Annotated in this window: 22 protein-coding genes, 1 tRNA gene and 1 pseudogene; 16 read left to right on the forward strand and 8 right to left on the reverse strand. The window is 61.2% G+C overall.

Going from position 1 to position 26,202, the window contains the following annotated elements; all coding sequences use genetic code 11:
• Nucleotides 1-18 precede the first annotated feature (18 nt).
• Nucleotides 19-2,493: an EAL domain-containing protein gene (locus FFI16_RS06465; RefSeq protein ID WP_138814580.1), complete on the forward strand. Its 2,475-nt coding sequence runs from the start codon at nt 19-21 to the stop codon at nt 2,491-2,493.
• A gap of 78 nt (nt 2,494-2,571) precedes the next feature.
• A complete protein-coding gene (locus FFI16_RS06470) occupies nt 2,572-3,345 on the forward strand; it encodes a TenA family transcriptional regulator (protein ID WP_207160917.1) in 774 nt (257 codons plus the stop codon).
• A 21-nt stretch (nt 3,346-3,366) separates the two neighbouring features.
• On the opposite strand, the gene FFI16_RS06475 is transcribed toward FFI16_RS06470, so the two are convergent.
• Entirely contained in the window at nt 3,367-4,293 is a 927-nt protein-coding gene (locus FFI16_RS06475) for a GGDEF domain-containing protein (RefSeq protein ID WP_017137791.1), read from the reverse strand.
• A 282-nt stretch (nt 4,294-4,575) separates the two neighbouring features.
• Complete coding sequence (lldD, locus tag FFI16_RS06480; protein ID WP_017137790.1) at nt 4,576-5,718, reverse strand: FMN-dependent L-lactate dehydrogenase LldD; 1,143 nt, start codon at nt 5,716-5,718, stop codon at nt 4,576-4,578.
• A 101-nt stretch (nt 5,719-5,819) separates the two neighbouring features.
• Here lldD and FFI16_RS06485 point away from each other — a divergent pair, with 101 nt between their 5' ends.
• The 5 genes from FFI16_RS06485 to FFI16_RS06505 all read left to right on the forward strand — a co-directional run bounded on the left by FFI16_RS06485 (nt 5,820) and on the right by FFI16_RS06505 (nt 11,396).
• On the forward strand, nt 5,820-6,704 hold the full coding sequence (locus FFI16_RS06485; RefSeq protein ID WP_138814582.1) for a LysR family transcriptional regulator: 885 nt from the start codon (nt 5,820-5,822) through the stop codon (nt 6,702-6,704).
• Between the two features lie 86 nt (nt 6,705-6,790).
• A tRNA-Asn gene (locus FFI16_RS06490) sits at nt 6,791-6,866 on the forward strand.
• A gap of 131 nt (nt 6,867-6,997) precedes the next feature.
• Nucleotides 6,998-7,504: a sigma-70 family RNA polymerase sigma factor gene (locus FFI16_RS06495; RefSeq protein ID WP_138814583.1), complete on the forward strand. Its 507-nt coding sequence runs from the start codon at nt 6,998-7,000 to the stop codon at nt 7,502-7,504.
• Nucleotides 7,501-8,466, forward strand: a complete 966-nt coding sequence (locus tag FFI16_RS06500) for a FecR domain-containing protein (RefSeq protein ID WP_138814584.1) — start codon at nt 7,501-7,503, stop codon at nt 8,464-8,466. Before FFI16_RS06495 ends, FFI16_RS06500 begins: the two co-directional genes overlap by 4 nt.
• 95 nt (nt 8,467-8,561) lie before the next feature.
• Nucleotides 8,562-11,396 carry a TonB-dependent receptor gene (locus FFI16_RS06505; protein WP_138814585.1) on the forward strand — a complete coding sequence of 945 codons (2,835 nt, stop codon included), beginning with the start codon at nt 8,562-8,564 and terminating at the stop codon, nt 11,394-11,396.
• Between the two features lie 104 nt (nt 11,397-11,500).
• Here FFI16_RS06505 and FFI16_RS06510 read toward each other — a convergent pair whose 3' ends face one another.
• From FFI16_RS06510 to FFI16_RS06520, 3 genes are all read right to left on the reverse strand, one after another.
• Nucleotides 11,501-12,778: a cation:dicarboxylate symporter family transporter gene (locus FFI16_RS06510; RefSeq protein WP_138814586.1), complete on the reverse strand. Its 1,278-nt coding sequence runs from the start codon at nt 12,776-12,778 to the stop codon at nt 11,501-11,503.
• A gap of 94 nt (nt 12,779-12,872) precedes the next feature.
• Complete coding sequence (locus FFI16_RS06515; RefSeq protein ID WP_138814587.1) at nt 12,873-14,081, reverse strand: pyridoxal phosphate-dependent aminotransferase; 1,209 nt, start codon at nt 14,079-14,081, stop codon at nt 12,873-12,875.
• Between the two features lie 2 nt (nt 14,082-14,083).
• Nucleotides 14,084-14,749 (reverse strand): RraA family protein, encoded by a 666-nt coding sequence (locus FFI16_RS06520; protein WP_138814588.1) that lies wholly within the window; start codon nt 14,747-14,749, stop codon nt 14,084-14,086.
• A gap of 122 nt (nt 14,750-14,871) precedes the next feature.
• On the opposite strand from FFI16_RS06520, the gene FFI16_RS06525 reads away from it, so the two are divergent.
• The 3 genes from FFI16_RS06525 (at nt 14,872) to FFI16_RS06535 (ending at nt 17,928) form a co-directional block, all read left to right on the forward strand.
• Nucleotides 14,872-15,768 carry a LysR family transcriptional regulator gene (locus FFI16_RS06525; protein WP_138814589.1) on the forward strand — a complete coding sequence of 299 codons (897 nt, stop codon included), beginning with the start codon at nt 14,872-14,874 and terminating at the stop codon, nt 15,766-15,768.
• A gap of 72 nt (nt 15,769-15,840) precedes the next feature.
• A complete protein-coding gene (locus FFI16_RS06530) occupies nt 15,841-16,896 on the forward strand; it encodes a D-isomer specific 2-hydroxyacid dehydrogenase family protein (RefSeq protein WP_138814590.1) in 1,056 nt (351 codons plus the stop codon).
• A 108-nt stretch (nt 16,897-17,004) separates the two neighbouring features.
• Nucleotides 17,005-17,928 (forward strand): LysR family transcriptional regulator, encoded by a 924-nt coding sequence (locus FFI16_RS06535; protein ID WP_138814591.1) that lies wholly within the window; start codon nt 17,005-17,007, stop codon nt 17,926-17,928.
• On the opposite strand, the gene FFI16_RS06540 is transcribed toward FFI16_RS06535, so the two are convergent.
• Nucleotides 17,831-18,535 carry a TetR/AcrR family transcriptional regulator gene (locus FFI16_RS06540; protein ID WP_138814592.1) on the reverse strand — a complete coding sequence of 235 codons (705 nt, stop codon included), beginning with the start codon at nt 18,533-18,535 and terminating at the stop codon, nt 17,831-17,833. The genes FFI16_RS06535 and FFI16_RS06540 overlap by 98 nt on opposite strands.
• 120 nt (nt 18,536-18,655) lie before the next feature.
• Here FFI16_RS06540 and FFI16_RS06545 point away from each other — a divergent pair, with 120 nt between their 5' ends.
• Nucleotides 18,656-19,873, forward strand: a complete 1,218-nt coding sequence (locus tag FFI16_RS06545; RefSeq protein WP_138814593.1) for an MFS transporter — start codon at nt 18,656-18,658, stop codon at nt 19,871-19,873.
• Nucleotides 19,874-19,876: 3 nt separating this feature from the next.
• Here the strand turns inward: FFI16_RS06545 and FFI16_RS06550 are convergent, their stop codons facing one another.
• Nucleotides 19,877-20,317: a hotdog fold domain-containing protein gene (locus FFI16_RS06550; protein ID WP_138814594.1), complete on the reverse strand. Its 441-nt coding sequence runs from the start codon at nt 20,315-20,317 to the stop codon at nt 19,877-19,879.
• Between the two features lie 134 nt (nt 20,318-20,451).
• On the opposite strand from FFI16_RS06550, the gene FFI16_RS06555 reads away from it, so the two are divergent.
• Entirely contained in the window at nt 20,452-21,075 is a 624-nt protein-coding gene (locus FFI16_RS06555) for a TetR/AcrR family transcriptional regulator (protein WP_138814595.1), read from the forward strand.
• Nucleotides 21,076-21,122: 47 nt separating this feature from the next.
• A complete protein-coding gene (locus tag FFI16_RS06560) occupies nt 21,123-21,989 on the forward strand; it encodes a DNA/RNA non-specific endonuclease (protein WP_138814596.1) in 867 nt (288 codons plus the stop codon).
• On the opposite strand, the pseudogene FFI16_RS06565 reads toward FFI16_RS06560, so the two are convergent.
• Nucleotides 21,964-23,210: pseudogene (locus FFI16_RS06565) on the reverse strand (MFS transporter). The gene FFI16_RS06560 and the pseudogene FFI16_RS06565 overlap by 26 nt on opposite strands.
• A 318-nt stretch (nt 23,211-23,528) precedes the next feature.
• Between FFI16_RS06565 and FFI16_RS06570 the strand changes: the two are divergent.
• The 3 genes from FFI16_RS06570 (at nt 23,529) to FFI16_RS06580 (ending at nt 26,179) form a co-directional block, all read left to right on the forward strand.
• Nucleotides 23,529-24,740: a YeeE/YedE family protein gene (locus FFI16_RS06570; RefSeq protein ID WP_138814597.1), complete on the forward strand. Its 1,212-nt coding sequence runs from the start codon at nt 23,529-23,531 to the stop codon at nt 24,738-24,740.
• A gap of 26 nt (nt 24,741-24,766) precedes the next feature.
• Entirely contained in the window at nt 24,767-25,642 is an 876-nt protein-coding gene (locus FFI16_RS06575; protein WP_138814598.1) for a LysR family transcriptional regulator, read from the forward strand.
• 111 nt (nt 25,643-25,753) lie between these two features.
• Nucleotides 25,754-26,179, forward strand: a complete 426-nt coding sequence (locus FFI16_RS06580; protein ID WP_138814599.1) for a VOC family protein — start codon at nt 25,754-25,756, stop codon at nt 26,177-26,179.
• The last annotated feature ends 23 nt before the right edge of the window (nt 26,180-26,202 follow it).

Consider the following 26,202-nt stretch of genomic DNA (forward strand, 5'->3'; position numbering starts at 1 on the left):
GCATGTGCAAGGGACCTCATGAAGCAAAAGCGTACTCTCGGAGTGACGTTAAGCAGGCCGCGGTTGCTGGGCATTGTCTGGCCTTTTATCGCCGTCGTGCTGTTCCAGGCATTGCTGGGCTGCGTCAGCCTTTACATGCTGTCGGCGGTGCGCGGCTACGTGGCAGGCGAGAGCTTGTGGTCCAAGGGCCAGAAAGATGCCATCTACTACCTGACCCTTTACGCCGATAACCGCGACGAAGCGACCTTCCTCAAATACCAGCAAGCCATCGCCGTGCCCCAGGGCGGCCATGAGTTGCGGGTGGCGCTGGACCATCCCGCGCCTGACCTTGCGGCCGCGCGCCTGGGCATACTCAAGGGCGGCAACCACCCCGATGACGTGTCCAGCCTGATCTGGCTGTACCTCAACTTTCGTCATTTCAGCTACCTGGAAAAAGCCATCGAGTTGTGGACCGTGGGCGATGGCTACCTGGTGCAACTCGATGACCTGGCCCAGGCGATGCACCGCGCGATCCGCAGCAATCAGGTCAGCCCTGGCGACATTGCTGACTGGAAGACGCGCATCATCGCCATCAACGACGGCGTGACGCCCGCCGCCAAGGCCTTCAGTGATGCCTTGGGCGAAGGTTCGCGGATGATCCTGCGCCTGTTGCTGATCACCAACCTGGCCACTGCGCTGGGCTTGATCGTGCTGGCGCTGATGCGTACCCACAAGCTGCTGACCCAGCGCCACGCCTTCGCCACTGCGTTGCAAGCCGAGAAGGAGCGGGCGCAGATCACCCTGGAGTCGATTGGTGACGGGGTGATTACCACGGATGTCGACGGCGCCATTGCCTACATGAACCCGGCCGCCGAGGCGCTGACCCATTGGAAGACCGCCCAGGCCCAGGGGTTGCCGCTGGCGGCGTTGTTCAACCTGCTGGATGAGAATGCCGAGCCCGATGGCTTCGCCCTGATCGAGCACATCATCAAGGGCGAACTCAGTGGCGGCAGCGAGCATTCCAAGCTGATCCAGCGCGTGGACGGCAGCACGGTGTCAGTCACGCTGGTAGGTGCGCCGATTCGCAGTGGCGGCAAGGTCAGTGGCGCGGTGCTGGTGTTGCACGACATGACCCAGGAGCGCCAGTACATCGCCAACCTGTCGTGGCAGGCGACCCACGATGCCTTGACGGGCCTGGCCAACCGCCGCGAATTCGAGTTCCGGCTGGAGCAAGTGCTGCAACAGGTAGCGCGCCAGCAGAGCGGGCGGCATGCCTTGATGTTCCTCGACCTCGACCAGTTCAAGCTGGTCAACGACACCTGCGGGCATGCGGCGGGCGATGAATTGCTGCGGCATATTTGCGCGTTGCTGCAATCGGACCTGCGCGAAGGTGACACCCTGGCGCGCCTGGGCGGCGACGAGTTCGGCATTCTGTTGGAGAACTGCCCGGCAGCGGTGGCCGAAAAGATCGCCGAAAGCCTGCGCCATACCGTGCAAAGCCTGCACTTTGTGTGGAAGGGCCGGCCGTTCATGACCACCGTGAGCATTGGCCTGGTGCATATCTCGCAATCGCCGACCACCCTGGAAACCTCGCTGCGCGCCGCCGACATGGCCTGCTATATGGCCAAGGAAAAGGGCCGCAACCGGGTGCAGGTCTACCATGCCGATGACTCGGAATTGTCCCTGCGCTTTGGCGAAATGGCCTGGGTGCAGCGCCTGCACATGGCCCTGGAGGAAGATCGTTTTTGCCTCTACTCCCAGGAAATCTCACCACTGGGCCACACCGATGGCGGCAATGGCCATATTGAGATCCTCCTGCGCCTGCACGACGAGGCAGGCCGGATCATCCTGCCGGACAGTTTTATTCCGGCTGCCGAACGTTACGGTCTGATGACTTCGCTGGATCGTTGGGTGGTGGAAAACGTATTTAAGATTATTGCCGGTTGTATGCAAGAGCGTGCGGGCCGTCCTATGGCTATGTGTGCGATTAATCTGTCAGGCATAACTATCGGAGATGATGATTTTCTCGGATTTTTACGTGAGAAATTCGAGGCTTACAGCATTCCGCCGGAAATGATTTGTTTTGAAATAACAGAGACCAGTGCTATTGCCAATTTGGGTAGTGCAATCCGTTTTATTAATGAACTCAAGGCCTTAGGTTGCCATTTTTCACTCGATGACTTTTGTGCCGGAATGTCCTCGTTCGCCTATCTTAAACATTTGCCTGTAGACTTCCTGAAGATCGACGGGAGTTTCGTAAAGGATATGCTGGACGACCCGATTAACCGTGCCATGGTCGAAGTGATCAACCACATCGGCCATGTCATGGGTAAGCGCACAATTGCCGAATTTGTTGAAACACCGCTGATCGAACAGGCTTTACTTGAGATCGGTGTGGATTATGCTCAGGGATACCTGATCGAACGTCCGCAATTGTTTACCTTTGATAGTCTGCAGTGCCGACCCGTGCGGCCGCAGCCACTGTTGTTCAAGGCGCCCGGCACATTCCGCTGAAGCATCCGACGGTCTGTACAATCACATTAGAAAAGGAGCCCTACAGTGATCGACACCTTCAACCGAACCGGCCCGCTTATGGAAGCCTCGAGTTACCCAGCCTGGGCGCAACAATTGATCCTGGACTGTAGCGAGAGCAAGCGCCGCGTTGTCGAACACGAACTGTACCAGCGCATGCGTGACAACACGCTCAGCGCCAAGACCATGCGCCACTACCTTATCGGTGGCTGGCCAGTGGTTGAACAGTTTGCCTTGTACATGGCACAGAACCTCACCAAGACCAAGTTTGCCCGTCATCCTGGGGAGGATATGGCGCGCCGGTGGCTGATGCGCAATATTCGCGTGGAACTCAACCACGCCGACTATTGGGTGCACTGGGCGCGTGCCCACGGGGTAAGCCTGGAAGAGTTGCAAGCGCAGAACGTACCACCGGAGTTGCACGCACTGAGTCACTGGTGCTGGCACACCAGCTCGGCCGATTCGTTGATCGTGGCGATTGCCGCGACCAACTACGCGATCGAGGGGGCGACCGGGGAGTGGTCCGCCGTGGTGTGCTCGACCGGTGTGTATGCGGCCGCCTTTCCTGAAGAAGACCGCAAGCGCGCCATGAAGTGGTTGAAGATGCACGCGCAATACGACGACGCCCACCCTTGGGAAGCGCTGGAAATCATCTGCACGCTGGCTGGGATGAACCCAAGCAAAGCCCTGCAGGTAGAACTGCGTCAAGCGGTGTGCAAGAGCTACGACTACATGTACCTGTTTTTGGAAAGTTGCATGCGGTTGGAGAACGAAAAAGCAAAGGCGCCAGCAGCCGTTCGCGAACGTCAGGTTCGTGTCGCCAGCGAGGCGTGATGTAAGCGTGATGGCGGGGTTTTACCCCGCCATTGCCAAGCGGTTGCGACCTTCGCGCTTGGCCACGTACAGGGCGTTGTCGGCCCGCCGTAACAGGCTTTCGGCCGACTCGGCAGCCAACAGGGTCGAACAACCCAGGCTCACCGTCAGTTCAATCCGCTTACCGTCCGCCCAATAGTCCTGAGCCTCTGCCGCCCGACGCAGGCGTTCGCCGACCATACCTGCCGCGTCCCGGCCGGTGTTCGACAGCAGGATCAAAAACTCTTCCCCGCCAAACCGAAACACCATGTCCACATTGCGCAACTGGCTTTTGATCGAGTCAGCGACTGCGCGCAATACGATGTCGCCCGCCGCATGGCCGTGGGTGTCGTTGATTTTCTTGAAGTGGTCAATGTCCAGCATCAACAAGGACAGCGGGCTCAGGTGCCGCCGCGCCATGTCGATTTCCCGTTGCAGCGTCTGGTCCATTGCAATGCGGTTGCCGGTTTCGGTCAGCGGGTCACGCAGGGCACTGCGGGTGGCCGCGCGGTAGAGCAGGGCGTTACGCATCGGGTACAGCAAGGTCGACAGCAAAGACTCAAGCTGCGCCAGTTCATCGTCCAGCAAGCGTTGGTTGCGCCGGAATATCAACTCGCCCAGATGCTCGCCTTCATGGCTCAAGGTGTAGCTCACCGAGTGGTGCCCACGATGGCCAAACTCCAGGCGCAAGTCGCTGGCCTCATGGCGATATTGCAGCGCGTCCAACGGCACCAGGCGCTGAACTTCGCGAAAGAACAGCGCGAGGATGCGCTCCGGCTCAAGGCTGGTCTGCAATTGCTGGTTCAGTTGCTGGCGAAGTTGCGCAAGTGTGGTGGGACGACGTGGAAGCAGGGAAGGCTGACCAAACCCCAGGCGTTGCAATTTGGCACTGTCGAAGTCAATTGCGTTGGTCTGGGTCGGTGATTTCATAAGCTGACGGCCTCTAAGCACTTAACTGTCTTACAGGCTGCACGAGAGCGGCAAATGCCAAGCGTCTTACTGTTCCTTCAGTTCCGTAAAACATTGGAAACAGTTTAAACCGCTTTGCCATGGGTTATAACCCCTGGGCCCTGCCACACGTCTTGTCATCGCTTAACCTGCTTGAAAGGGGTTAGAGCGAGATTCATGCCACTTTGTTTAACTTTTAAAAATGCCTTATAAATCAACGACTGTTTTAAAAATACTAAAACAGTCGCTGTGCAGTGACGTCAGTTATTTGGCTGTTTGAACCAAGGTGCTGTGGTCGATCTGGTCGATCGAGGTGACGCCGGTCAAGGTCATGGCCACGCGCATCTCCTTGGCGAAGATATCCAGCAGGTTTTCCACCCCGGACTGGCCGGCGGCGGCCAGCGCGTAGACCGTCGAGCGACCCAGCAAGCAACCCTTGGCGCCCAGGGCGAGCATGCGCACCACGTCAAGCCCGGAGCGAATGCCGGAGTCCACCAGCACGGTCAGGTCATCGCCCACGGCCTCGGCAATCGGTGGCAAGGCTTTGGCGGTCGACAGCACGCCATCCAGTTGGCGCCCGCCGTGGTTGGAGACCACGATGCCATCGGCACCGAAACTCACCGCGTCCTTGGCGTCCTGGGGGTCGAGGATGCCCTTGATGATCATCGGGCCTTTCCAGAACTCACGGATCCACTCCAGGTCTTTCCAGCTGATCGATGGGTCAAAATTGTTCGCCAACCAACCAATGTAGTCTTCCAGATGGGTGGGCTTGCCGAGGTACTTGGAGATATTGCCCAGGTCGTGTGGGCGGCCCATCAAGCCCACATCAAAGGCCCATTGCGGCTTGCATACGGCCTGCAGCATCCGGCGCTGCGCCGCGTACGGCCCGGACATGCCCGAATGCGCATCACGGTAACGCGCGCCGGGTGTCGGCATATCGACGGTAAACACCAGCGTGGTCACACCCGCCGCCTGGGCGCGCTCCAACGCATTGCGCATAAAGCCACGGTCCTTGAGCACGTAGAGCTGGAACCAGATCGACTGCGGGCTTTGCGACGCCACCTCTTCAATCGGGCACACCGACACCGTCGACAGGCAAAACGGAATGCCCTTGTTGGCTGCTGCCTTGGCCGCCTGCACTTCACCCCGTCGCGCATACATGCCGGTCAGGCCCACGGGGCTGAGAATAACCGGCATGGCCAGCTCCTGGCCGAACAGCGTGGTCTTGAGGCTCAGGTTGTCGACATTGCGCAGGATGCGCTGGCGCAGGCTGATCTCGGCCAGGTCCGAACTGTTGGCGCGCAGGGTGTGTTCGGCGTAGGCGCCGCCGTCGATGTAATCGAACAGAAAGCGCGGCAGCTTGCGTTTGGCGGCTGCACGGTAGTCGGCGGCGGACGAGATGATCATGAACGGGTTCTCCACAGAGCTGGGTTGCACCACCATAAGCAAAAAGCTGGCATGATAAAAACAACTTTTATTACTAATCCCCAGTCGCTATAGGAATACCGATGAACCTGAGAACCGTGCGGGCCTTTGTCGAAGTGGTGCGCCAGGGCGGTTTCTCCCAGGCCGCTGAGGTGGTGGCCCTGACCCAATCCACCGTGAGCAAGGCGGTCAAGACCCTCGAGGACGAACTCGGCACGCCGCTGCTCAACCGCCTGGGGCATCGCAACGAGCTCACGGCCGCCGGCGAAATCGCCTACCGCCGCGCGCTGGTGTTGCTCACCGAGCACAACGACCTGGTGGCCGAGATCAACGACCTGCGCGGCCTCAAGCGCGGCGTGCTGCGCATCGGCCTGCCGCCGGTGGGCTGCGGCGTGCTGTTTGCGGCGATGTTCGCGGCATACCGCAGCCGCTACCCGGAGATCGAAATCGAACTCACCGAATACGGCAGCAAAAAACTGCGCGAATGCCTGGAAGCAGGGGAGGTCGACCTCGCCGCGCTGCTGTTGCCGGTGGACGAAGCCTTCGACTACCAGCCCGTGCGCAATGAACCGCTGATGGCAGTACTGCCCATCAGCCACCCACTGGCCAAGCGCAAACGCATCGACTTCACCGACCTGGCCGATTCACCGTTCATTTTGTTCGAAGCCGGCTTTGCCCTGAACGCCAAGATCCTCGCCGCCTGTGAACGCAAAGGCGTCACGCCCCGAGTGACCGCGCGCAGCGGGCAAATCGATTTTATCGTTGACCTGGTGGCGGCCGGGCTGGGCGTCGCCTTCCTGCCGCGCATGCTCGCGCTCAAACATCAACACGCGGGTATCGCCTTGATTGCGTTGGATGAACTGCACACGGATTGGCACATCGCCTTGGCCTGGCGGGCCAGCGCACACCTGCCGCCGGCGGCGCGTGCGTGGCTGGATCTGGCCAAGGAAATGGCCAGCCCGTTGTAAGCGGGCAACACCGGTTATCCGACATTTCCCGGAAGGTGCAGCGCAACGCTTGACTTCTTCTTTTTAATCAGTAACATACGGCGCATTCCGCGATAGCTCAGTTGGTAGAGCAAATGACTGTTAATCATTGGGTCCCTGGTTCGAGTCCAGGTCGTGGAGCCAGATAGAGAAAACCTGCAGAGATGCAGGTTTTTTTTTGTCTGAAATTTGGCTGATCGTCGCAACTTGTCCCTCTATACAAGCCATCCCCTCGCCTCTAAGATGAGAAGCATTATCATTAATGCGGATCTGAAATGCAGCACGACAGCACCCCCTCGCCCGTCGCCCAGCTGTACGCCAATCACCACAGCTGGCTCCGAGGCTGGTTGCATAGGCGGCTGGGGCATACGGCCGATGCCGAAGACCTCGCGCACGACACCTTTATCCGCGTGTTGCGCTCCCAGGAGGACGTGCGTGAATTACGCCAGCCCATGGCGTTTCTGGCCACGATCGCCAATGGCTTGCTGATCAACCGCTGGCGTCGCCAAGCCATCGAAAGGGCTTATCTGCAAGCACTGGCAGCGCGGCCGGTGGCCGAGGAGCCTTCGCCGGAAGAGCGGCACCTGATGATCGAAACGCTGTTGCAGCTGGATTCGCTGCTGGTCGGTTTGTCGGCGCGGGTGCGGCAGATTTTCTTCTTGTCCCAGCTCGATGGCCTGACCTATCCGCAAATCGCCAAACAATTAAGCCTGACGGTGGCCCAGGTGCAGCGCGCCATGGGTAAGGCCTTCAGTGTCTGCTATGCGAGCCGGTTTGAATGAGCAGTGTGGCGGTTGACCCGCAGGTGCGCGACAGTGCCATCGATTGGCTGGTGCGCTTACAGTCTGGCTTGATGAATGCTGGCGACCATCAGGCTTTGCAGCAATGGCGCCAGGCCAACCCCGCGCATGAGTACGCCTGGCAACGGGTCAGCAGCTTGCCGCTGTTGTTGCAACCAGGCGCCAATGTGTTGGCCGACGCCACGGCACGCCGGGCATTGCAGGCGGCCGGGGTCGATCCTCAGCGCCGTCGTCAGGTGCTCAAGTGCCTGTTGGCGCTGGGTCTGCTCGGCGGCGTTGCCTGGCAAGGTGCGGACTCCACGCGGGTACGTGCAGCGCTGGCGAGTTATCGCACCCGCACAGGCGAGCGCCGACACTGGACCTTGGCGGACGGCAGTTCGCTGTGGCTGAACACCGCCAGTGCGGTCAACCTGGACGTGAGCGCAGGCCAACGCAGCGTGCAGTTGGTCGAGGGCGAGCTGGCACTTGATACGCCAGCGGGGTCTGCTTCGTTGCAACTGCAAACCCCGAACGCGCGGCTTTATAGCCAGGGCGCCAACCTGTTGGTGCGCCACGATCATCAGGGCACGCAGGTGACGGTTTTGCGCGGGCGGGTGCAAGTGAGTGCGCGGCATCAACCGACGCCCGTGCCGTTGCAGGCTGGCTGGCAGATAAGCGTTGAAGACTACGCGATAGGGCGCCCAAGCCCGGTTGACTTGTTGCTGGCCCAGGCCTGGATGCACGGCATCCTGCCCGCCGAACGCATGCGCCTGGATCAATTGCTCGCCGAACTCTCGCGCTATCGTCCAGGCTTGTTGCGTTGCAGTGAAGCGGTGGCGGCGCTGCGCATCACCGGCAGTTTCCAGTTGGACGACACCGATGCCGCGCTGGCCCTGGTGGCCAAAACCTTGCCGGTGCGCATCGAGCGAAGAAGCCGTTATTGGGTGACGGTGGTGCCCGCGTAAAGTTTTTTTTCGTCGACGCGATAGTTTTTTCGATCTGGCTTGGCCTTTAGGTATTACCCACCGGCACAGGTGGTTTTCGATCCTAGGAGCCTTGCATGATTTCCCCCGTTAGTGTCTTGCGTCGTCATACGTTCAGCTTGTTGTTTCTCGGCCTGCAACCATTGTGCGGTGAGCTGGTATTGGCCGTCGGTGAACGCCCGTACAGCATCAGCGCCGGGCCGCTGGACCAGGTGCTGTCGCGCTTTGGTGCCGAAGCCGGGATCAGCATGGCGGGCAGTTCGCTGCTCACGGCGGGCAGGAAAAGCCAGGGGCTGCAGGGTGAATTCAACACGGAGAACGGTCTGGCCCAAGTGCTCTCGGGCACCGGCCTGGACTATCAGCGCCAGGCCGATGGCGGCTATGTGTTGCGCCTGGGCCAGGAGGCCGTGCAACTGCCGACGCAAAAAGTGACGGGCGAAAATCTTGACGAAGAGGAGGTCTACCGCGCGCCGCGTTCGTCGGTGTATATCTCCGGCGAAGACATGCAACGTTTTGGCGCGGTGTCGGTGGGTGATGTGCTCAAGGGCCAGCCCGGCGTGCAGGTCGGCGACAGCCGCAATGGCGGCGGGCTGGATGTAAACATTCGTGGCATCCAGGGCCAGAGCCGCGTGGCGGTCACGGTGGACGGTTCGCAGCAGGCGCTGGATGTGTATCGCGGTTATGCCGGTACTCAGCAGCGCAGTTACATCGACCCGGATTTGATCAGCGACATTACTATCGACAAAGGCCCCAGCCTGACCTCCAGCGCCATTGGCGGCACGGTAAAAATGCGCACCCTGGGCGTTGGCGATATCCTCAAGGACGGCCAGAACATCGGCCTGCGCCTCAAGGGCGATTTTTGGAACAACGGCGTCGCCCCGGCTTCCCGCGACCCGCACTCCAAAACCCAGGACCTGTATGCCGAGCCGCATCAGAGCCGGGGCGGGCTGTTCGGCTCGCAGGCCGAAGCCGGCAGTGCCGCGTTTGCCTACACCCATGAGTTTTTCGACGTGGTGGCGGCCTACGCCAAGCGTAACCAGGGCAATTATTTTGCCGGTAAAAAGGGCCAGGACCGTTACCGCACCTACGACCGTTGGGGTGATGAAGACACCAGCGTCGCCACCACCTACAACGCCGGTGAAGAAGTGCTCAACTCCTCGGCGAAGACCGAATCGTTCCTGCTCAAGACCACCCTGCGCCCGGCGGACGGCCATACCTTTGACCTGGGCTATCGTCGTTATGACGGGCGCATTGGCGAGATCATGCCGTCGGATATCTTTCGTTTCGGCACCGGCGGCATCTATCAGTACCCGCTGGGCCATACCAGGATCGACACCTACACCGCTCGCTACAACTACCTGCCCTCGGGCAACCCGCTGGTGGACCTGACCGCCGACCTGTGGATGACCGACGCCCAAACCAGCCAGCTCACCTCGGTGGCCGCACCTGCGTCCCAGGCATATCGCTCGGACCGCGCCTGGAGCCGCCAGGCCAACCAGCGCATCGGCGGCGGGCTGGCCAATACCTCACGCTGGGCGACCGACTACGGCGATCTGAAGCTCGACTTGGGCAGCTCGTTCCAGCTCGAAGAACTGCGCCCGCAAAAAGGCGTGGTCACCACCCAGCACGATATCAACGCCAACCGCATGCTGCGCGAAGGCTCGCGGCAGGAGTACAGCTTCAATGGCAAACTCGAATACAAACCGGTGGACCGCCTGACCTTATGGGGTGGCGGCCGTTATACCCACTATCGCAGCAAAGACCACATTGCCAGGTCCACCGCACGGCGCGAGGAGCGTGACCTGCGCTACCTGCGCGTCTACAACGGCAACAACTCCGGCAACATGATGTGGTTCCCGGACCAGAACGGCGAGTACACCAACGCCACCGATCCGCGCCTGAACAACGGCATCGTGTTCCAGAACACCAACTTCCCTTTCGAGGGCGTGCGCTACAACGACTTTGGCGTGATCGATTCGACGGTTTACCCGTCCCAGGTCGGTGACGTGGTGAGCGGCTATGACTATTCCGGTAAGGCCAGCAACAGCGGCGGGGCATTTTCGCCGGCGCTGGGCATCAATATCGAAGTGCTGCCGGACACCTTTGTGTATGTCTCCTACACCCAGGGGTTTCGCATGCCCTCGTTGTTTGAAACCAGCCAGGGCGTGCTGCAAACCCTGCCCGGCAAGGGCTTGAAACCCGAGCGCTCAAGCAACTGGGAGGTCGGCGCCAGCACGTTGCGCAAAGGGCTGTTGGTCGAGGATGACGCGGCGGCGATCAAGCTCGCCTACTTCAACAACACCATCAAGAACTACATCACCCGCTACTACGACCCAAGCCCAGGCACCTGGGGCCAGATGCGTTTCAGCAACACCGACAGCTACAAGACCAGCGGCCTGGAGTTGCAAGCCCGCTACGATGCCGGGCGCGTGTTCGCCGACCTGTCGTCCACCTACTACTTGAAAACCGAAACCTGCGACGCGGCCTTCGCCGCCACACTGCGCGCCACCAGCAACAGCTACCAGAAAACCGCCGACACCCCGAACTGCACGCCGGGCAGCTTCATGGGTTCATACACCAACACCCAGAACCCACCCCGGCTTGCCGGCAACCTGACCACCGGCCTGCGCTTCTTTGACCAAAGCCTCACGCTCGGCACACGTATTACCTACACCAGCGGCCCCACCGTCACCGCCGACAAGCCTTGGCAAACCGGCGCCACCACGCCGCAACTGAACTACCGCGAAGTGGCACTGGTGGATCTGTTCCTCAACTATAAGTTGCAGGAGGACGCGAGCCTGAATGTATCGCTGCAGAACGTCACCGACCGCTACTACCTGGACCCGCTGGCGCAGAGTTTTATGCCTGCGCCAGGGCGTACAGTGCGGGTGGGCGTGCAGGCGAAGTTCTAAGGGGCGTGCAACGCCCATCAGTCAAGGACGCACACCTTCACCGTGGCGAGCAGGACCATCCTGACCGCCACTGGTGACAGTGTTTGCCCCTGAGCAAAGGGTGCTTATACAGGTGTGCGAAAGTCCTTGGCATCCACCTGTAAAGCCGGTTTGGCCTCACGCTGCTCCCACTTGGCAATCACCAACGGCGCCAACGCATTGCCCAACACATTCAGCGCGGTGGTCGGCATTTCCATCAAGCGATAAACCCCCGCGATAATCGCCACGCCTTCCAGCGGCAAACCAGCACTGCCCAAGGTGGCGGAGAGAATCACAAACATAAACCCCGGCACACCCGCAGCCCCTTTGGAGGTCACCACCATGGTCACCACCAGCAAGGCCTGGTCGGACAGGCTCAGGTCGATGCCATACAACTGCGCCACAAACAACGTGCCGATGCCGAGGAACAGCGAGGCGCCGTCGAGGTTGAACGAGTAACCCACCGGCACCACAAAGCTCACCAGCGACGGCGGCACGCCATAGGTTTCGAGCTTTTTCATCAACTGCGGCATCACCGCCGCCGAGCTGGCGGTGGAGAAGGCCAGCACCAGTTCATCCTTGATATGCCGCATCAAGGCAAACAGGTTGATCCCGCACAAACGCGCGATCAGGTTGAGCACCACCAGCACGAAAAACACGATGGACACATAGCTGACCATGATCAGCTTGGCCAACGGCAGCAGCGCGCCGAAACCGAAGTTGGCCACGGTGACGGCGATCATGCCGAACACGCCGATGGGCGCGTAGGCCATGATCATTGAGGTCAGTTTGAACATCGCATCCGAGACGCCACGCATCAGCGCAATTACCGGGTCTTTGCGTTCTGCGGGCAAGCGCGACACCGCAAGGCCGAACATCACCGCAAAAAACAGCACCGACAACAGGCTGCCCTGGGCCATGGCGCTGATTACGTTATCGGGGATGATGCCGACGATGATCTGCCCCAGGCTGTGGCCGCCGCCGCTGGTAGGCAGGGTGACAGTCGCCGCATGCAGGCTGGCCAGTTCAGTGCCGGCGCCGGGTTTGAGCAGGTTGCCCAACACCAGCCCGACAATGATCGCCAGGGTGGTGATGCAGAAAAAATAGCTCAGGGTTTTGACCCCGATACGGCCCAGGGCCTTGCCGTCACCGTGCCCGGCGATGCCCACCACCATGCAGGCAAACACGATAGGCACGACGATCATTTTCATCAGCTTGATAAAAACGTCGCCCGCCGGTTGCAGGATGTTGTCCACCAGCCACGGCCGGGATTCGGGAAAGCGGTGCAACAGGGCACCAATGGCGATACCGGCGAGCAAGCCGATCATGATTTGCCAGACCAGCGCGATGCGGGGCGTGTGCATGGGAATGCCTCATTTGCGATCAATGATTTTTAAGTTGTTGTTCTAGGCAGTCAAAACAGCGGCCATCCATTGGCCGCCGGGTGCAGCGTTGGGTTCAGCGCAGGTCGTGGCACGCGTCCTGGAGGCGACGGCAACCTTCTTCGATAACGTCTGGCGCGCTTGCGAAGGACAGGCGTACATACGGCGACATGCCGTACGCCGCGCCGCTGACCGTGGCCAGGCCGTAATCGCGCAGTAAGTACTCCACCAATTGAGTGTCGCTCTCCAGGGTTTCCCCTTGTGGGGTGAGCTTGCCCATCAGCCCGCTGACATTGGCGAACACATAGAACGCGCCGTCCGGCGGGGTTACGCTCAAGCCGGGAATGCCCGCCAAGCGGTCCAGCATCAGTGCACGGCGTCGCACGTATTCCTCGCGCATGGCAGTGATGGGCGCCTGCTCACCGGCAAAGGCCGCCACCGCAGCGGCCTGGCTCAAGGAGCTGGGGCAGGTGGTGGTTTGCGACAGCAACTTGGCAATAGCGGCGATCAACCACGCCGGCCCTGCGCCAAAACCCAAGCGCCAGCCGGTCATCGCGTAGCCTTTGGACGCGCCGTTGATGATCAGGGTGCGCGGCTTCAGGTCCGGCGCCAGGCGCGTCAGCGGCACGTGGCGGGCATCGCCATACACAAAGTGTTCGTAGATCTCATCGGCCATCACCAGCACATGCGGATGCGCGCGCAACACTTCGGCCAACGCCAGCAGTTCGGCTTCCCTGTACACCGCGCCGCTGGGGTTGTTGGGGCTGTTGAGAATCACCCATTTGGTGCGCGGGGTGATCGCCTGTTCCAGCGCCTCGGGCGACAATTTGAAGCCCTGGTTTTCATCGCCGGGAATGATCACCGGCGTGGCGTCATTGAGCCGCGCAATGTCCGGGTAGGACACCCAATACGGCGTATGCACGATGACCTCATCGCCACGGTTCAGCGTGGCGGCCAGCGCGTGGTAAATGATGTGCTTGCCGCCGCAGCCGGCGACTACTTCGTCCAGGCCATACGCCAGGTCGTTGTCGCGTGCAAGTTTCAGGCAAATGGCCTGGCGCAGCGCAAGGGTGCCGGTGGTGGCGGTGTAATGGGTGTCGCCGCTCTCCATCGCCAGGCGGGCCGCGTGGAGGATATGCGCCGGGGTATCGAAGTCCGGCTCGCCCACGGTGAAGTTGACGATATCGCGGCCCTGGGCGCGCAGTTCAGTCACCAAGGCATTGGCGGCCACACTCGGCGACGGCGCAATGCCGAGCACGCGCTCGGAAAGAAAGGCTGTGCTCATGTTCAATCCGCCAAGCCGGCGTTCGCCAGCACTTTGTCGATCCAGCTCTGGCGCACCGCACCCCTGGCGATTTCGGCCTTGACCGCTTCTTCATGCTCGGCATGTTGCCCGGCACGGCGCAGCACTTCGGCTGCGTCAGCCTGGGAAAACGCCACCAATCCGTCTTCATCTCCCACCAGCAAGTCGCCGGGGTTGATCAGCATGCCGCCGATGGACACCGGCACATTCACCTCGCCAGGCCCGGTTTTGTAAGGCCCGGTATGCACCACGGCGCGGGCATAGCAGGGCGTGCTGTCAAAGCTTGCGACATCACGAATCGCGCCGTCGATCACAAACCCGACGCAGCCGCGTTGCTGGGCGTAGAGTTTGACCAGCTCACCGATCACCGCGTTATTGGTATCGCCCTGGCCGTCCACCACCAGCACGTGGCCGGGCTGCATCATGCTCATGGCCTTGTAGATCAGCAGGTTGTCGCCGGGCCGGGTCTTGACCGTGATCGCCGTGCCCACCAGCTTGCCGCTGCGGTTATAACGCGTCAGCCCACGGGCGCCGATGTGGCGGCCGAGGTTGTCGCTGATATGCGGCGTGACCACGTTGGCAAAGGCTTCGACCAACTCGGCCGGGGCCATCGGGGCGTTGGGAAGGATGCGTGAACCGGGCAAGGACATGGCAAATCTCCAGAGTCGTCAGATAGCGAAGGGCTATGGCCGGATCTTAGGAGTGATAAACGGACAGTTTTAGCGATATTTTATAATGTGATAGCATCGATTTTTCTCATGAGTTAGCCGCCATGATCACCTTCAAGCAAATCGACGCGCTGTACTGGATCGCTGAACTGGGCAGTTTTGAAGCGGCGGCCAACAAGCTGAACATGTCTCAGTCGGCGATCTCCAAGCGCATCCAGGAGCTGGAAGACACCTTTGATGTGGAGATTTTCGACCGCAGCAAACGCAATGCGCGGCTGACCGAAAAGGGCGGCGAGCTGCTCGACTATGCCCGCGACCTGCTCAAGGGCCGCGACCAACTGCTCGAACGGGTCAGCGCTCGTGAAGTGCTGGTGCGCAGGTTTCGCCTCGGCGTTACCGAGTTGACCGCGCTGACCTGGTTACCGGCACTGGTCGAAGCCTTGCGCCAGGCTTACCCCAAGGTGCAGATCGAGCCTTCGGTGGAACTGAGCAGCGAGCTGTTCCGCAAGCTCGAAAGCGACCAGCTCGATCTGGTGATCGTCCCCGACGTGTTCAGCGACCCGCGCTTTCACAGCACCGCGCTGCAAAGCGTGGAAAACGCCTGGATCTGCGCGCCCAGCCTGATCCCCGACGCCGACCCGGTAAGCCTTGAGGCCCTGGCCAACTACACCGTGCTCACCCAGGGCGCGCAGTCGGGCACCGGGTTGATCTACGAGCGTTGGCTGGCCGCGCACAACGTGCAGATGCCGCGCACGCTGTCGAGCCACAACCTGTTGGTGCAAGTAGGGTTGGCGTTGTCGGGGATTGGCGTGAGTTACCTGCCCAGGGCGTGCTTGTCGCACTTGATCGAACAAGGCGCACTGCGGGCCCTGGTCACCGAGCCCGAACTGCCGCGCATCCAGTACGTGGCGTTGCACCGGGTGGATCGGCAGTTTGGCTTGAACCAGGACGTGGCGCAGATGGCGCAAGCGTGCTGCGATTTTTCCAGGTTACTGCTGTGATCGTGGGAACGATCAAAATCCCCAGGGCAACCTGGGTATCGGCAGGTGCAACCCTCCAAGAGGATCAACGGTATGGCATTTACCACCCTGATACTGGATGCTCCCGGGCCGCCGTTACTGTTTGAGGAAGTCGATCGCTTTCTTGAACTGGGCCTGGGCGTCACCCTCAACCTGCATTATTTCGCGGACAAAGAGCGCATTCGGCAGCACTACGGCACGCGCATTCACTATGCCGAGATCAACTGCCATGACGAGCCTGGCTTTATTGCCGCCGTGAGTCAGGCCGGGGGCTACAGCGTGTTCAAGACGCGCCTGAACATCCCCTTGGGCGCCGGCCTGATCCGCGCTGCCACCTCGCCGGCGTTGGCCACGCCACTGCGCGCCATTGCCCAGGCTGGCGCAGGGGTCAATCATATTGATCGGCTGGCGTGCGAGCAGTGTGGCGTGACGATCCTCAACACGCCGGGCTCCAACGCGGCCGCTGTTGCCGAATACGTCGTGGCCCAGGCGCTGTATCTGTCGCGCGATCTGGATGCCTACAACGCCGAAACGCACAACGGCCATTGGGCAAAAGGCACCTTGGCACCTGCCTGCGAATACGCCGAACTCACGCTTGGGCTGGTGGGCACCGGCAGCATTGCCCGACAGGTGGCGCGCAAGGCTGCGGCGCTTGGCCTCAAGGTGATCGCCACCGGGTCCGCACGCTTTACCGAACCGGTGGCCCGCAGCCTTGGGCTTGAACGACGGGCGGGTCTTGAAGCGTTACTGGCCGAGGCTGACATCGTATCGATCCACGTACCGCTCACCCCGCAGACCCGAGGCTTGTTCGGCACTGCTGAATTCCGGCAGATGCGCCAGGGCTCAATCCTCATCAATACCGCGCGCGGCGGGATCGTCGACGAACACCAACTGGCCGCCTTCATGGGCGAGTTTCCCAGGCATATCAAAGCGGTGGCCATCGATACCTTTGCCCTGGAGAAAGACCGCTTCGACTCGCCATTGACCGCTATTGCCACTGCGCAATTGACGCCGCACATTGCCGGCAATACCACCACGGCCATCCGGACGGCCTCACGCCAGATCGTCGACAAGATCCACGCATTCAGTGTCGCCGCCATCGTGCGTTAACCTGCCGGACACAAGGACGGCCGGTAACTCATTCTCGCCCGGCACGCTGTATTAAAGGGCAAGAGGCTGGTAAGTATGGCGTCGGATAGTGAGCCGACGAAATCAATCATGAAACGCCATTTCGAAGATTTGCAGCTGGGCAGCATCGAGCTGTTCTGCCTCGCTGCCGAAGCCGGCAGCTTTACCGCTGCCGCGCAAGCCGCAGGCGTTACCCCGGCCGCCGTGAGCCGGAGTATTTCGCGCCTGGAAGAACGCCTGGGTTCGCGCTTGTTTGTGCGCACCACTCGCAGCATCCGCCTCACCGACAGCGGCCGTACATTTTTCGAGCAATGCCGCCAGGCGCTGACGCAACTGGTGGAGGCCCAGCAAGAAGTGATGGGCGCGCAGGCGGTGCCGTCCGGGCGCTTGCGCATCAGCGTGCCGACCACTTACGCGCATCACCGCTTGCTGCCGCTGCTGCCCAGGTTTCGTGCGCAGTACCCGCAAGTGACCGTGGACATCCATATCAGCAACCGCAATATCGACTTCGTTGCCGAAGGCTATGACCTGGCCATTCGCGTGCGCGCCCAGCCGGATTCGTCGCTGATCGCGCGGCTGCTGGAAAATGCCGAGTTGGTGGTTGTCGCCGCACCCGCTTACTTGCAGCGCGTCGGTACGCCGCAGACGTTGGACGACTTGCCTGTGCACGAGTGCATTCAGTTTGAGTTGCCCAGCAATGGCCGGCGCATTTCGTGGTTGTTTCAAGTGCAAGGCCAGGAGCAGGAGTTCGCCGGGGAGGCCGGTTACAGCATTGCCCATGATGTGCTGGGCGGCGTAACCCTGGCCAAACACGGCGCGGGGCTGTTTCAGACCTACAAGTTTATCGTTGAGCGTGAGTTGGCCGACGGCAGCCTGGTTGAAGTGCTCAAGCCGTTTGGCGGGCGCTCGCGGCCCTTCACCTTGCTGTATCCCCATGGGCGCTATGTGCCGCATCGGGTGCGGGCGTTTGTGGACTTTTTGCTGGCGTGTCGGGACGAATGGGCGGCGCGGTAGCGGCGGCAATGTCCCATGTCAGCAGGAGTTGGCTGATCGCCGCGTCGATATCCCTAAACCGCACGTTATCGCGCGCCAGAATCGAAACGCCCTGCAAGAAACTGTCAAACACCGTCGCCATCGACGCCGCTTGCGTGGTGCCTGGCAATTGCCCAAGACGTATCCCGCGCTCAACGCAGGCCACAATGCCCGCCCGGGTGCGCACGCGCGATTGCGTGAGTGCGTCCGCGACCCGCGCATTCTCCGGGCTGGGGGCGCTCATCACGCCCAGCGCCACCATACAGCCCTTGGGGTGCCCGTCTTCACACTGCATGCGCGCCGACTGGCGCAGCGCGGTTTCGATGGCCTTGCGTGGCGGCAAAGCCTCATCCCACAGGCACTCGGTGACCTGGGCATAGGTGGCCAGATAACGCTGCACGCACTCATCGAACAGCGCTTCCTTGGAGCCAAATGCGGCGTAAAAACTTGGCGCGGAAATACCTCCACCCAAACCGGCCTTGAGCTGGGCGAGGGAGGTGGCGTCGTAACCGTGCTGCCAGAACAGGTGCATGGCCTGTTCCACGGCCTGGTCTCGGTCGAAATTACGCGGGCGGCCCATCTTTGCCATGTGGGGATCCTCTGGGTAAGCGAGATAAATACTAGTCGATACATAAGTCATTGACAACAAGGTCGGTGCGCACGCAACATTTGTATCGATCAGTATTTAAATCTTCCCAAGGAGTTTGTCGTGACACCCTCACTCAGCTTATCCGCGTCCTCCGAGCGTCTGCCCATTGGCGCTTTGCTCGCCCTGGCCATGACCGGCTTTATCTGCATCGTCACCGAAACCCTGCCTGCCGGGCTGTTGCCGTTGATCAGCGACGGCCTGGGGATTTCGCCGTCGATGGCCGGGCAGATGGTCACGGCCTATGCGCTGGGTTCGGTGCTGGCGGTGATCCCCATGACGATTGCCACCCGTGGCTGGCGGCGGCGCAATGTGTTGCTGCTGACCATCGTCGGCTTTCTGCTGTTTAACTCCATCACTGCGCTGTCGTCCCATTACGGCGTAACCCTGGTGGCGCGCTTCTTTGCCGGCGTGGCGGCGGGGCTGGCCTGGAGCCTGCTGGCCGGTTATGCCCGGCGCATGGTTGCGCCGCATCAACAGGGCCGGGCACTGGCACTGGCCATGGTGGGTACGCCGATTGCGCTGTCGCTGGGTGTGCCGCTGGGCACGTGGCTGGGCGGCCTGGTGGGCTGGCGTACCACGTTTGGTCTGATGTCGGTACTGACGCTGGTGCTGATTGTGTGGGTACTGGTGAAAGTCCCGGACTATCCGCCGCAGCCCGCGCACCAGCGTCTGTCCCTGGGCCAAGTGCTGACCACGCCCGGCGTGCGGCCGGTGCTGGCGGTGGTGATCAGTTGGATGCTGGCCCACAACATTCTGTACACCTACATTGCCCCGTTTGTGGCGCGTGCAGGCTTGGCTGAACGTGTGGATTTAGTCTTGCTGGTGTTCGGCATTGCCGCGCTGCTGGGGATCTGGTTGACGGCCAAACTGGTCGAGCCGTTGTTGCGCAAGACGGTGTTGGCAAGCCTGGTGACCTTCGCGGCAGTCACGCTGGTGTTCGGTTTCTTTGGCAACGTGCCGCAGGTGATCTACCTCGGCGTGGCCGTGTGGGGCCTGAGCTTTGGTGGTGCTGCCACACTGCTGCAAACCGCGTTGGCCGATGCCGCCGGAGAGGGCGCCGATGTGGCGCTGTCGCTGAACGTGGTGGCCTGGAACAGCGCCATTGCGGCCAGCGGCGTAGTCGGTGGCGTGTTGCTGCAGACATGGGGCGCCGCATCATTTCCCTGGGCAATGGCGCTGTTGCTGCTGGTGGCGTTGGTGATTGCCTGCGCGGCGCATGCCCATGGTTTCAAACCGGGACGGCGGTCGGCCGATGGGCCTGCGGTGGCGGGGCACTAGGCGTTAAGCGAGCTTCACATTCATGGTGATGCGGGCGGTGAACACCTTGATGTCGCCCTCATCGAAAATATCCACCGGCACGATCTTGTCTCCGGCGGTTTGCCAATCAACCGCGCTGCCATCCGCCACGGCGCGGATATTTGATTTGGCCTTGGCCAGGTATTCCACGGTCATGCCTTTGGGAATCCAGCGCGCACCGGCCGGGATCGATACATCGGTCATGGTGCCGCCTGCCAACTCGGCCGCGTTGCACAGCGCGATGGCATGTACGGAGGCCAGGTGGTTGGTGATTTCCTTGCAAAACGGCACGTTGACCACTGCGCGGTTGGGGCTCAGTTCGACGAATTCGGGGGTGATGGTGCTGAAATAGGGCGCCATCTGGCAGACCATTTTGCTGAAAGCGGCGGGGCCGGCGCTGTTGAACATGCTGAGTACTTGGCTCATGGGGTATTCCTTTTTTGGTTTGCGGAATAAAATTCCGTAACAGAACAATATTCTGTAGATTCCATTCGCGTCAACCCACGCTTTCTCTGGCGGTCGATGAACCTATAAACTGTTTTTATTTGGCGCCTCTTCGCATGCACACCATCGACCTCATCGAGCGTACCTTCCCCGGCAGGCGCAGCGACCTCAAGCGCAGCATCCTGCGTGAAGCGCTGGCGTGCTTTAACGAGGCGGGCATCGAGGCGACCAATATCGAAACCATTCGCGCACGTTGCGACACCAGCGTGGGCGCCATCTACCATCATTTCGGCAGTAAAGAGGGGCTGGTGGCCGCACTGTTTTTTGCCGCACTTGAAGACCAGGCCACCCTGCGCGAGCGTTATTTGCAGGACGCGCAAACTGCGCAGGCTGGCGTTGTGGCGCTGGTGTACAGCTACGTTGAGTGGGTGCATGCACAGCCGGAGTGGGCGCGGTTCGTGTTCCAAAGCCGCTTTGCGGTGTCCAACGGCCCGTTCAAGGACGAGCTGGTTGCGCGCAATAAACGGCGTAACCATCAGTTAAAAGACTGGATGAATGCAGAAGGGCGCAAGGAGCATTTCAGTCAGTTGCCCGCCGAACTCATTCCTTCGCTGATCATCGGCGCGGCCGAAAGCTACTCGCGGGCCTGGCTGTCAGCCAAGGTCAAAAAAAGCCCTTGGGAGTATCGCGAGTTACTGGCCCAGGCGGCCTGGAATTCGATCAGTCAGGCGTCGCACTAAAGTTTAAAGTGAGGGTCCATTAGGCTCCTCACTTTAAGATATAAAACATGCACTTACGCATTATTGCAGTCGGCCTGTCGGCGCTTGTTCTGCTCTCGCCCGGCGCACAGGCCCGTGGTCTGCTGGACCTGATCAAACCACCCGCCCATGAACACACTTCGCGCTCAAGCTCCATCAGCCAAAGCGCGGCCCTCGGTCTCTATTCCAGTCAAGAAAAACGGCTCTCCTTCGACGGCTGCGCAGACCTGTTTCCTGGCGCCACGCCGATCAACACGGCCACCGTACCCGCCTCGATGAAACCCATGGCGCTGTGTTCGGATCACTTTGCGGTGCTCTACTCGCAAACCAGCAAGACGCCTTTGGTGGTGGTCGAGCGTTTGAACGCCGCACAGTTGAAAGACGCCAAGGGTGAAGAGCGCACCAACCAGTTTTATCCCGACCCGCGCATCCCCAAAGGCGCCCGCGCCGAATTGAGCGACTACCGCAGCCAGCACCCGGCGGTAGACCGCGGCCATCAATCCCCGGCTGCCGATGCACCGAGCGCAAATGCCATGGCGCAGTCCTTCGCCTTGTCGAACATGGTGCCGCAAGACCCCACCAACAACCGCAAGATCTGGAGCAAGGTCGAGGCCGACGTGCGCAAGTTCGCCGTACGTGCCGGCGGCAATGTGTTTGTGTTCACCGGCCCGTTGTTTGATGCCGGCTACAGCACCATCGGCGACAACAAGGTGTGGGTGCCGACGCGCCTGTTCAAACTGGTGTACGACGCTTCGTCGAAACGCGCCTGGGCCTATGTGCTGCCCAACGCCGAAACCCGTATCCAGAAGCCGATGGACTACGACACCTTTGTGAAGAGCACCGGGCTTAAGTTACTGGGCAATTTGCCGGTTACGGGGTCGGTGGGGCGGACGTAATCACTGTCGGCCGATCCAACTGCCGCTTGATCGTGTAGAGCGCCACGCCCACCGCCAGAATCCCCGACACAGCGCCTACCACCAGCGCCCAACGCGGGCCAAGGTGATCGGCCACCCAACCGACAATGGGCGCACCGATCGGCGTGCCGCCCAAGGCAACCGCGACGCGCAGGGCGATCACCCGGCCGCGCATCGCAGGTTCAGTGGTGAGTTGCATCAGGCTGTTGGTGGTGTTGCTGAACGTCATGGCGCCGACGCCGATGATCACCAGCGCAATCGCGAACATCCAGTAATTGGGCGCCAATGCTGCAAGGACGCAGCCAAACCCGAACACCGCCGCGCCGGTCAGCAGTGACTTGAACTGCGGGCGTTCACTGCCGGCGGCGATCAGCGCGCCGGCGATGGTGCCAATTGCCAGGGTCGAGGTCAGCAGGCCGTAGCCGCGAGCATCGGCATGGAACACGCTGACCGCCATGGTCGAGATAAAAATCGGGAAGTTCATGCCGAAGGTGCCGATCAGAAACAGCATCAGCAGGATCGCCTTAAGGTCCGGCCGCGCCCACACATAGCGCATGCCTTCGGTGAGGCTACCTTTGGTGCGCAATGCCCGCACCTTGCTGTTCTGGCCCGTGACCCGCAGGAAAAACAGCGACGCCAGCACCGCAAAAAAAAGCTTGAGCCATTGAGCAGGAACGCCCAGCCGGTGCCGACCGAAGCGATGGTCACGCCGGCCACCGCCGGGCCGATCATGCGCGCCATATTGAACGAGGTGGAGTTCAGCGCGATGGCGTTCGACAAGTCTTTCTCGCCCACCAGTTCGGCCACAAAAATCTGCCGCACCGGCGCATCGAAGGCCGAGGCGCAGCCGGATAAAAACGCGAACACATACACATGCCACAACTGCACAAAGCCGGTGATGGTGAACACGCCCAGCGTCAGCGCCAGCAGGCCCATCACCGCCTGCGTGAAGATCAGCAGCTTGCGCTGGTCATAGTGGTCGGCAGCGAAACCGGTCCACGGCAGCAATAGCAACTGCGGGCCGAATTGCAGCGCCATGACAATACCCACCGCGGCGGCGTTGTGCGGCGTGAGTTGGGTGAGCACCAGCCAGTCCTGCGCCGTGCGCTGCATCCAGGTGCCGATGTTCGATACCAGCGCGCCGGCGGCCCAGATGCGGTAGTTGGGGCTGCGCAGCGAGCGGAATGTGCCGAGAAAACTCATGGTCTTTTCTGTGTCCCCGGTTGCTGGTTAATTTCGCAGATCATCCGAGCCAATTCGCGGGCAACACGTCAGCGCCAATCGGATCAATGAAGGGGCAACCGATACTGCCGTATTGCAGGACCTCGATGATCGGGGCGAGGTTGTGTCCAGCGAGGTGACAGCCATGGGAGCCCTCAATCAGGTCATTCAAGAATCCCATAAAACTCTAGTGAGCTTACGTGCTTGCTACAACAGCGTGTTGGGCGTTTATACAAGGCTGATCCTTTATACTCGACACCCTGGTTGTCCACTCCTGTTAAAAATAAACCGAGATCCCCCATGAGCACCTCCCTTTCCCTGACCCCCGCGCGCAAGCCCATCGCGCCGTGGGTGGCTTTTATCATCCTGGTGGCCGGCGCCGTATTCCTGCAAAACAGCGTCGGCTCGCGCCAGGTGCTGTTGCTGGTGGTCGGCGCTGCGCTGGGCTTGACCCTGTACCACGCCGCTTTCGGATTCACGTCAGCCTGGCGCGTATTTATCAATGATCGGCGCGGCGCCGGTTTGCGCGCACAGATGATCATGCTGGCAGTCGCGGTGTTGCTGTTCTTCCCGGCATTGGGGGCAGGCACGTTGTTCGGGCAGCCGGTGGTCGGGCTGGTGGCACCGGCTGGGGTGTCGGTGGTGTTCGGGGCGTTTATTTTTGGTATCGGCATGCAGTTGGGCGGCGGTTGTGCGTCCGGCACGCTGTTCACCGTGGGCGGCGGTAATGCGCGCATGCTGGTGACGCTGCTGTTCTTTATCTGCGGTTCGCTGATTGCCACGCACCATGTGGATTGGTGGTTCGCGTTGCCGGCGTTCCCGGCGGTGTCCATCGTCAAGAGCTTCGGCGTGTTGCCGGCCATGATTCTGAGCCTGGCCGTGTTTGCGCTCATTGCGCTGGTCACCGTGCGTTTGGAAAAGGGCCGTCACGGCCAGCTTGAACCCGGTGTGAGCAGCGAGCACATCGGCCTGCGCCGTTTCCTGCGCGGGCCTTGGCCGTTGGTGTGGGGTGCAATCGGTTTGGCGCTGCTTAACTATGCGACGCTGGCGCTGGCCGGGCGGCCATGGGGCATTACCTCGGCGTTTGCGCTGTGGGGCGCCAAAGTGGCCAGCGGCTTGGGTGTGGACGTGGCCAGTTGGGCGTTCTGGCAAATGCCGGGCAATGCCAAAGCCCTGGCAGCACCCGTGTGGGAAGACATCACCAGCGTGATGGACATCGGCATCGTCCTCGGCGCGCTGTTGGCCGCGGGCCTGGCCGGGCGGTTTGCCCCGAGCCTGAAAATCCCGGCGCGCTCGCTGGTGGCCGCAGTGATCGGCGGCTTGATGCTGGGCTATGGCTCGCGCCTGGCCTACGGCTGCAACATCGGCGCGTACTTCAGCGGCATTGCCTCCGGCAGCCTGCATGGCTGGGTGTGGTTGGTGGCCGCGTTTGTTGGTAACAGCGTCGGCGTGCGCCTACGCCCGTTCTTCTTCGCAGGTGAGCGGCCGCAGGTGGCCTTGAGCGGTTGCTGAACCCCAACGACCTATAAGGTAGCCCCATGATCAGAGAGCTGAGAACCTTCGTGAGCGCCGCCCGCCGTGGCACTTTCGCCGCCGCCGGGCAGCAGGTGGGGCTGACGCAATCGGCTGTGAGTGCGCAGATTAAACACCTTGAAGACGCGTTGGGCGTCAAGCTGTTCGACCGCACCGGTCGCTCCGCCACGCTCAATGCGGCCGGGCAGCGCGCGGTGCCGCTGGCGGAGGAGATCCTCGATATTTTCTCGCGCATGGGCGCGCCCGACAGCGCCAACAACTTTCACGGTTCGCTGCGCATCGGCGCCATTGGCAGTGTGCAAACCGGCATCCTGCCCCAGGCGCTGGTCGCGCTTAAACGCCGCGCGCCGTTTATCGAGGTCAGCCTGGTGCCGGGGGTTTCGCTCAACCTGCTCAGCCAGGTGGATGCCGGTGAGCTGGACCTGGCGATCATGATCCGCCCGCCGTTCAACCTGCCCAAAGACCTGAATATCGAAGTGATCGCCCGCGAACCCTTTGTGCTGATTACCGCCAAGGACGTGCAGGGCGACGACCCGCTGCAGATCCTGCGTGAGCAACCCTTCGTGCGGTATGACCGTGGCTCGTTCGGCGGGCGCCAGGTCACGCAGTTTCTCAAGGAACACAAGCTCCAGACCCAGCAGGCGCTGGAACTCGACGAGCTGGACGCCATCGTCAAGATGGTGCGCAGCGGCCTCGGCGTGTCGCTGGTGCCCTTGGCTGGCCTGTGGCTGGAACACGGCAGCGACGTGCGGGTTTTGCGATTGGACAAGCTCACGTTCTACCGTGAAATCGTGCTGCTGACCAAGTACACCCAGCGCCAATTGCCGCTCTTCGAGTTATTCAGGGCGTGCGTCATTGAAGTGCTGGGTGCGCCGAAGTAGGGCGCGAGCATCGAAATTATTGAGGCTCAGGGCGAAGGATATCCGCTTTATCCGTGGGGCTTTCTGGTGAAGAATCGGGTTCTAACCAAACAGAACCAGCAGGTAGCCACCGTGAGCCTTTCTCCCTTTCATTTAGCGATTCCCGTCTACGACCTGGCCGCCGCGCGTCACTTCTACGGCGATGTGTTTGGCCTTTCGGAAGGGCGCTCCAGTGCGCAATGGGTCGACTTCGATTTTTACGGCCACCAGTTGGTAATTCACGAGCATCCCAAAACCGAATCCCAGGAGTCGGTGCACTCCAACCCGGTGGACGGCCACGATGTGCCGGTGCCGCATTTCGGCATCATCCTGCAATGGGACCAATGGGAAGCCTTGGCCGATCGGCTGCGCGCGCGGGAGACCCGGTTTGTGATCGAACCCTACATCCGCTTCAAGGGTGAGGTGGGCGAGCAGGCCACCATGTTCCTGTTCGACCCGTGCGGCAACGCCCTGGAGTTCAAGGCGTTCAAAGACATGAGCCTGCTGTTCGCCAAGTAAGCGCCCACCGTGCGACCGTCGCC

Source organism: Pseudomonas sp. KBS0710, assembly GCF_005938045.2.
In the GTDB taxonomy this organism is placed as follows: domain Bacteria; phylum Pseudomonadota; class Gammaproteobacteria; order Pseudomonadales; family Pseudomonadaceae; genus Aquipseudomonas.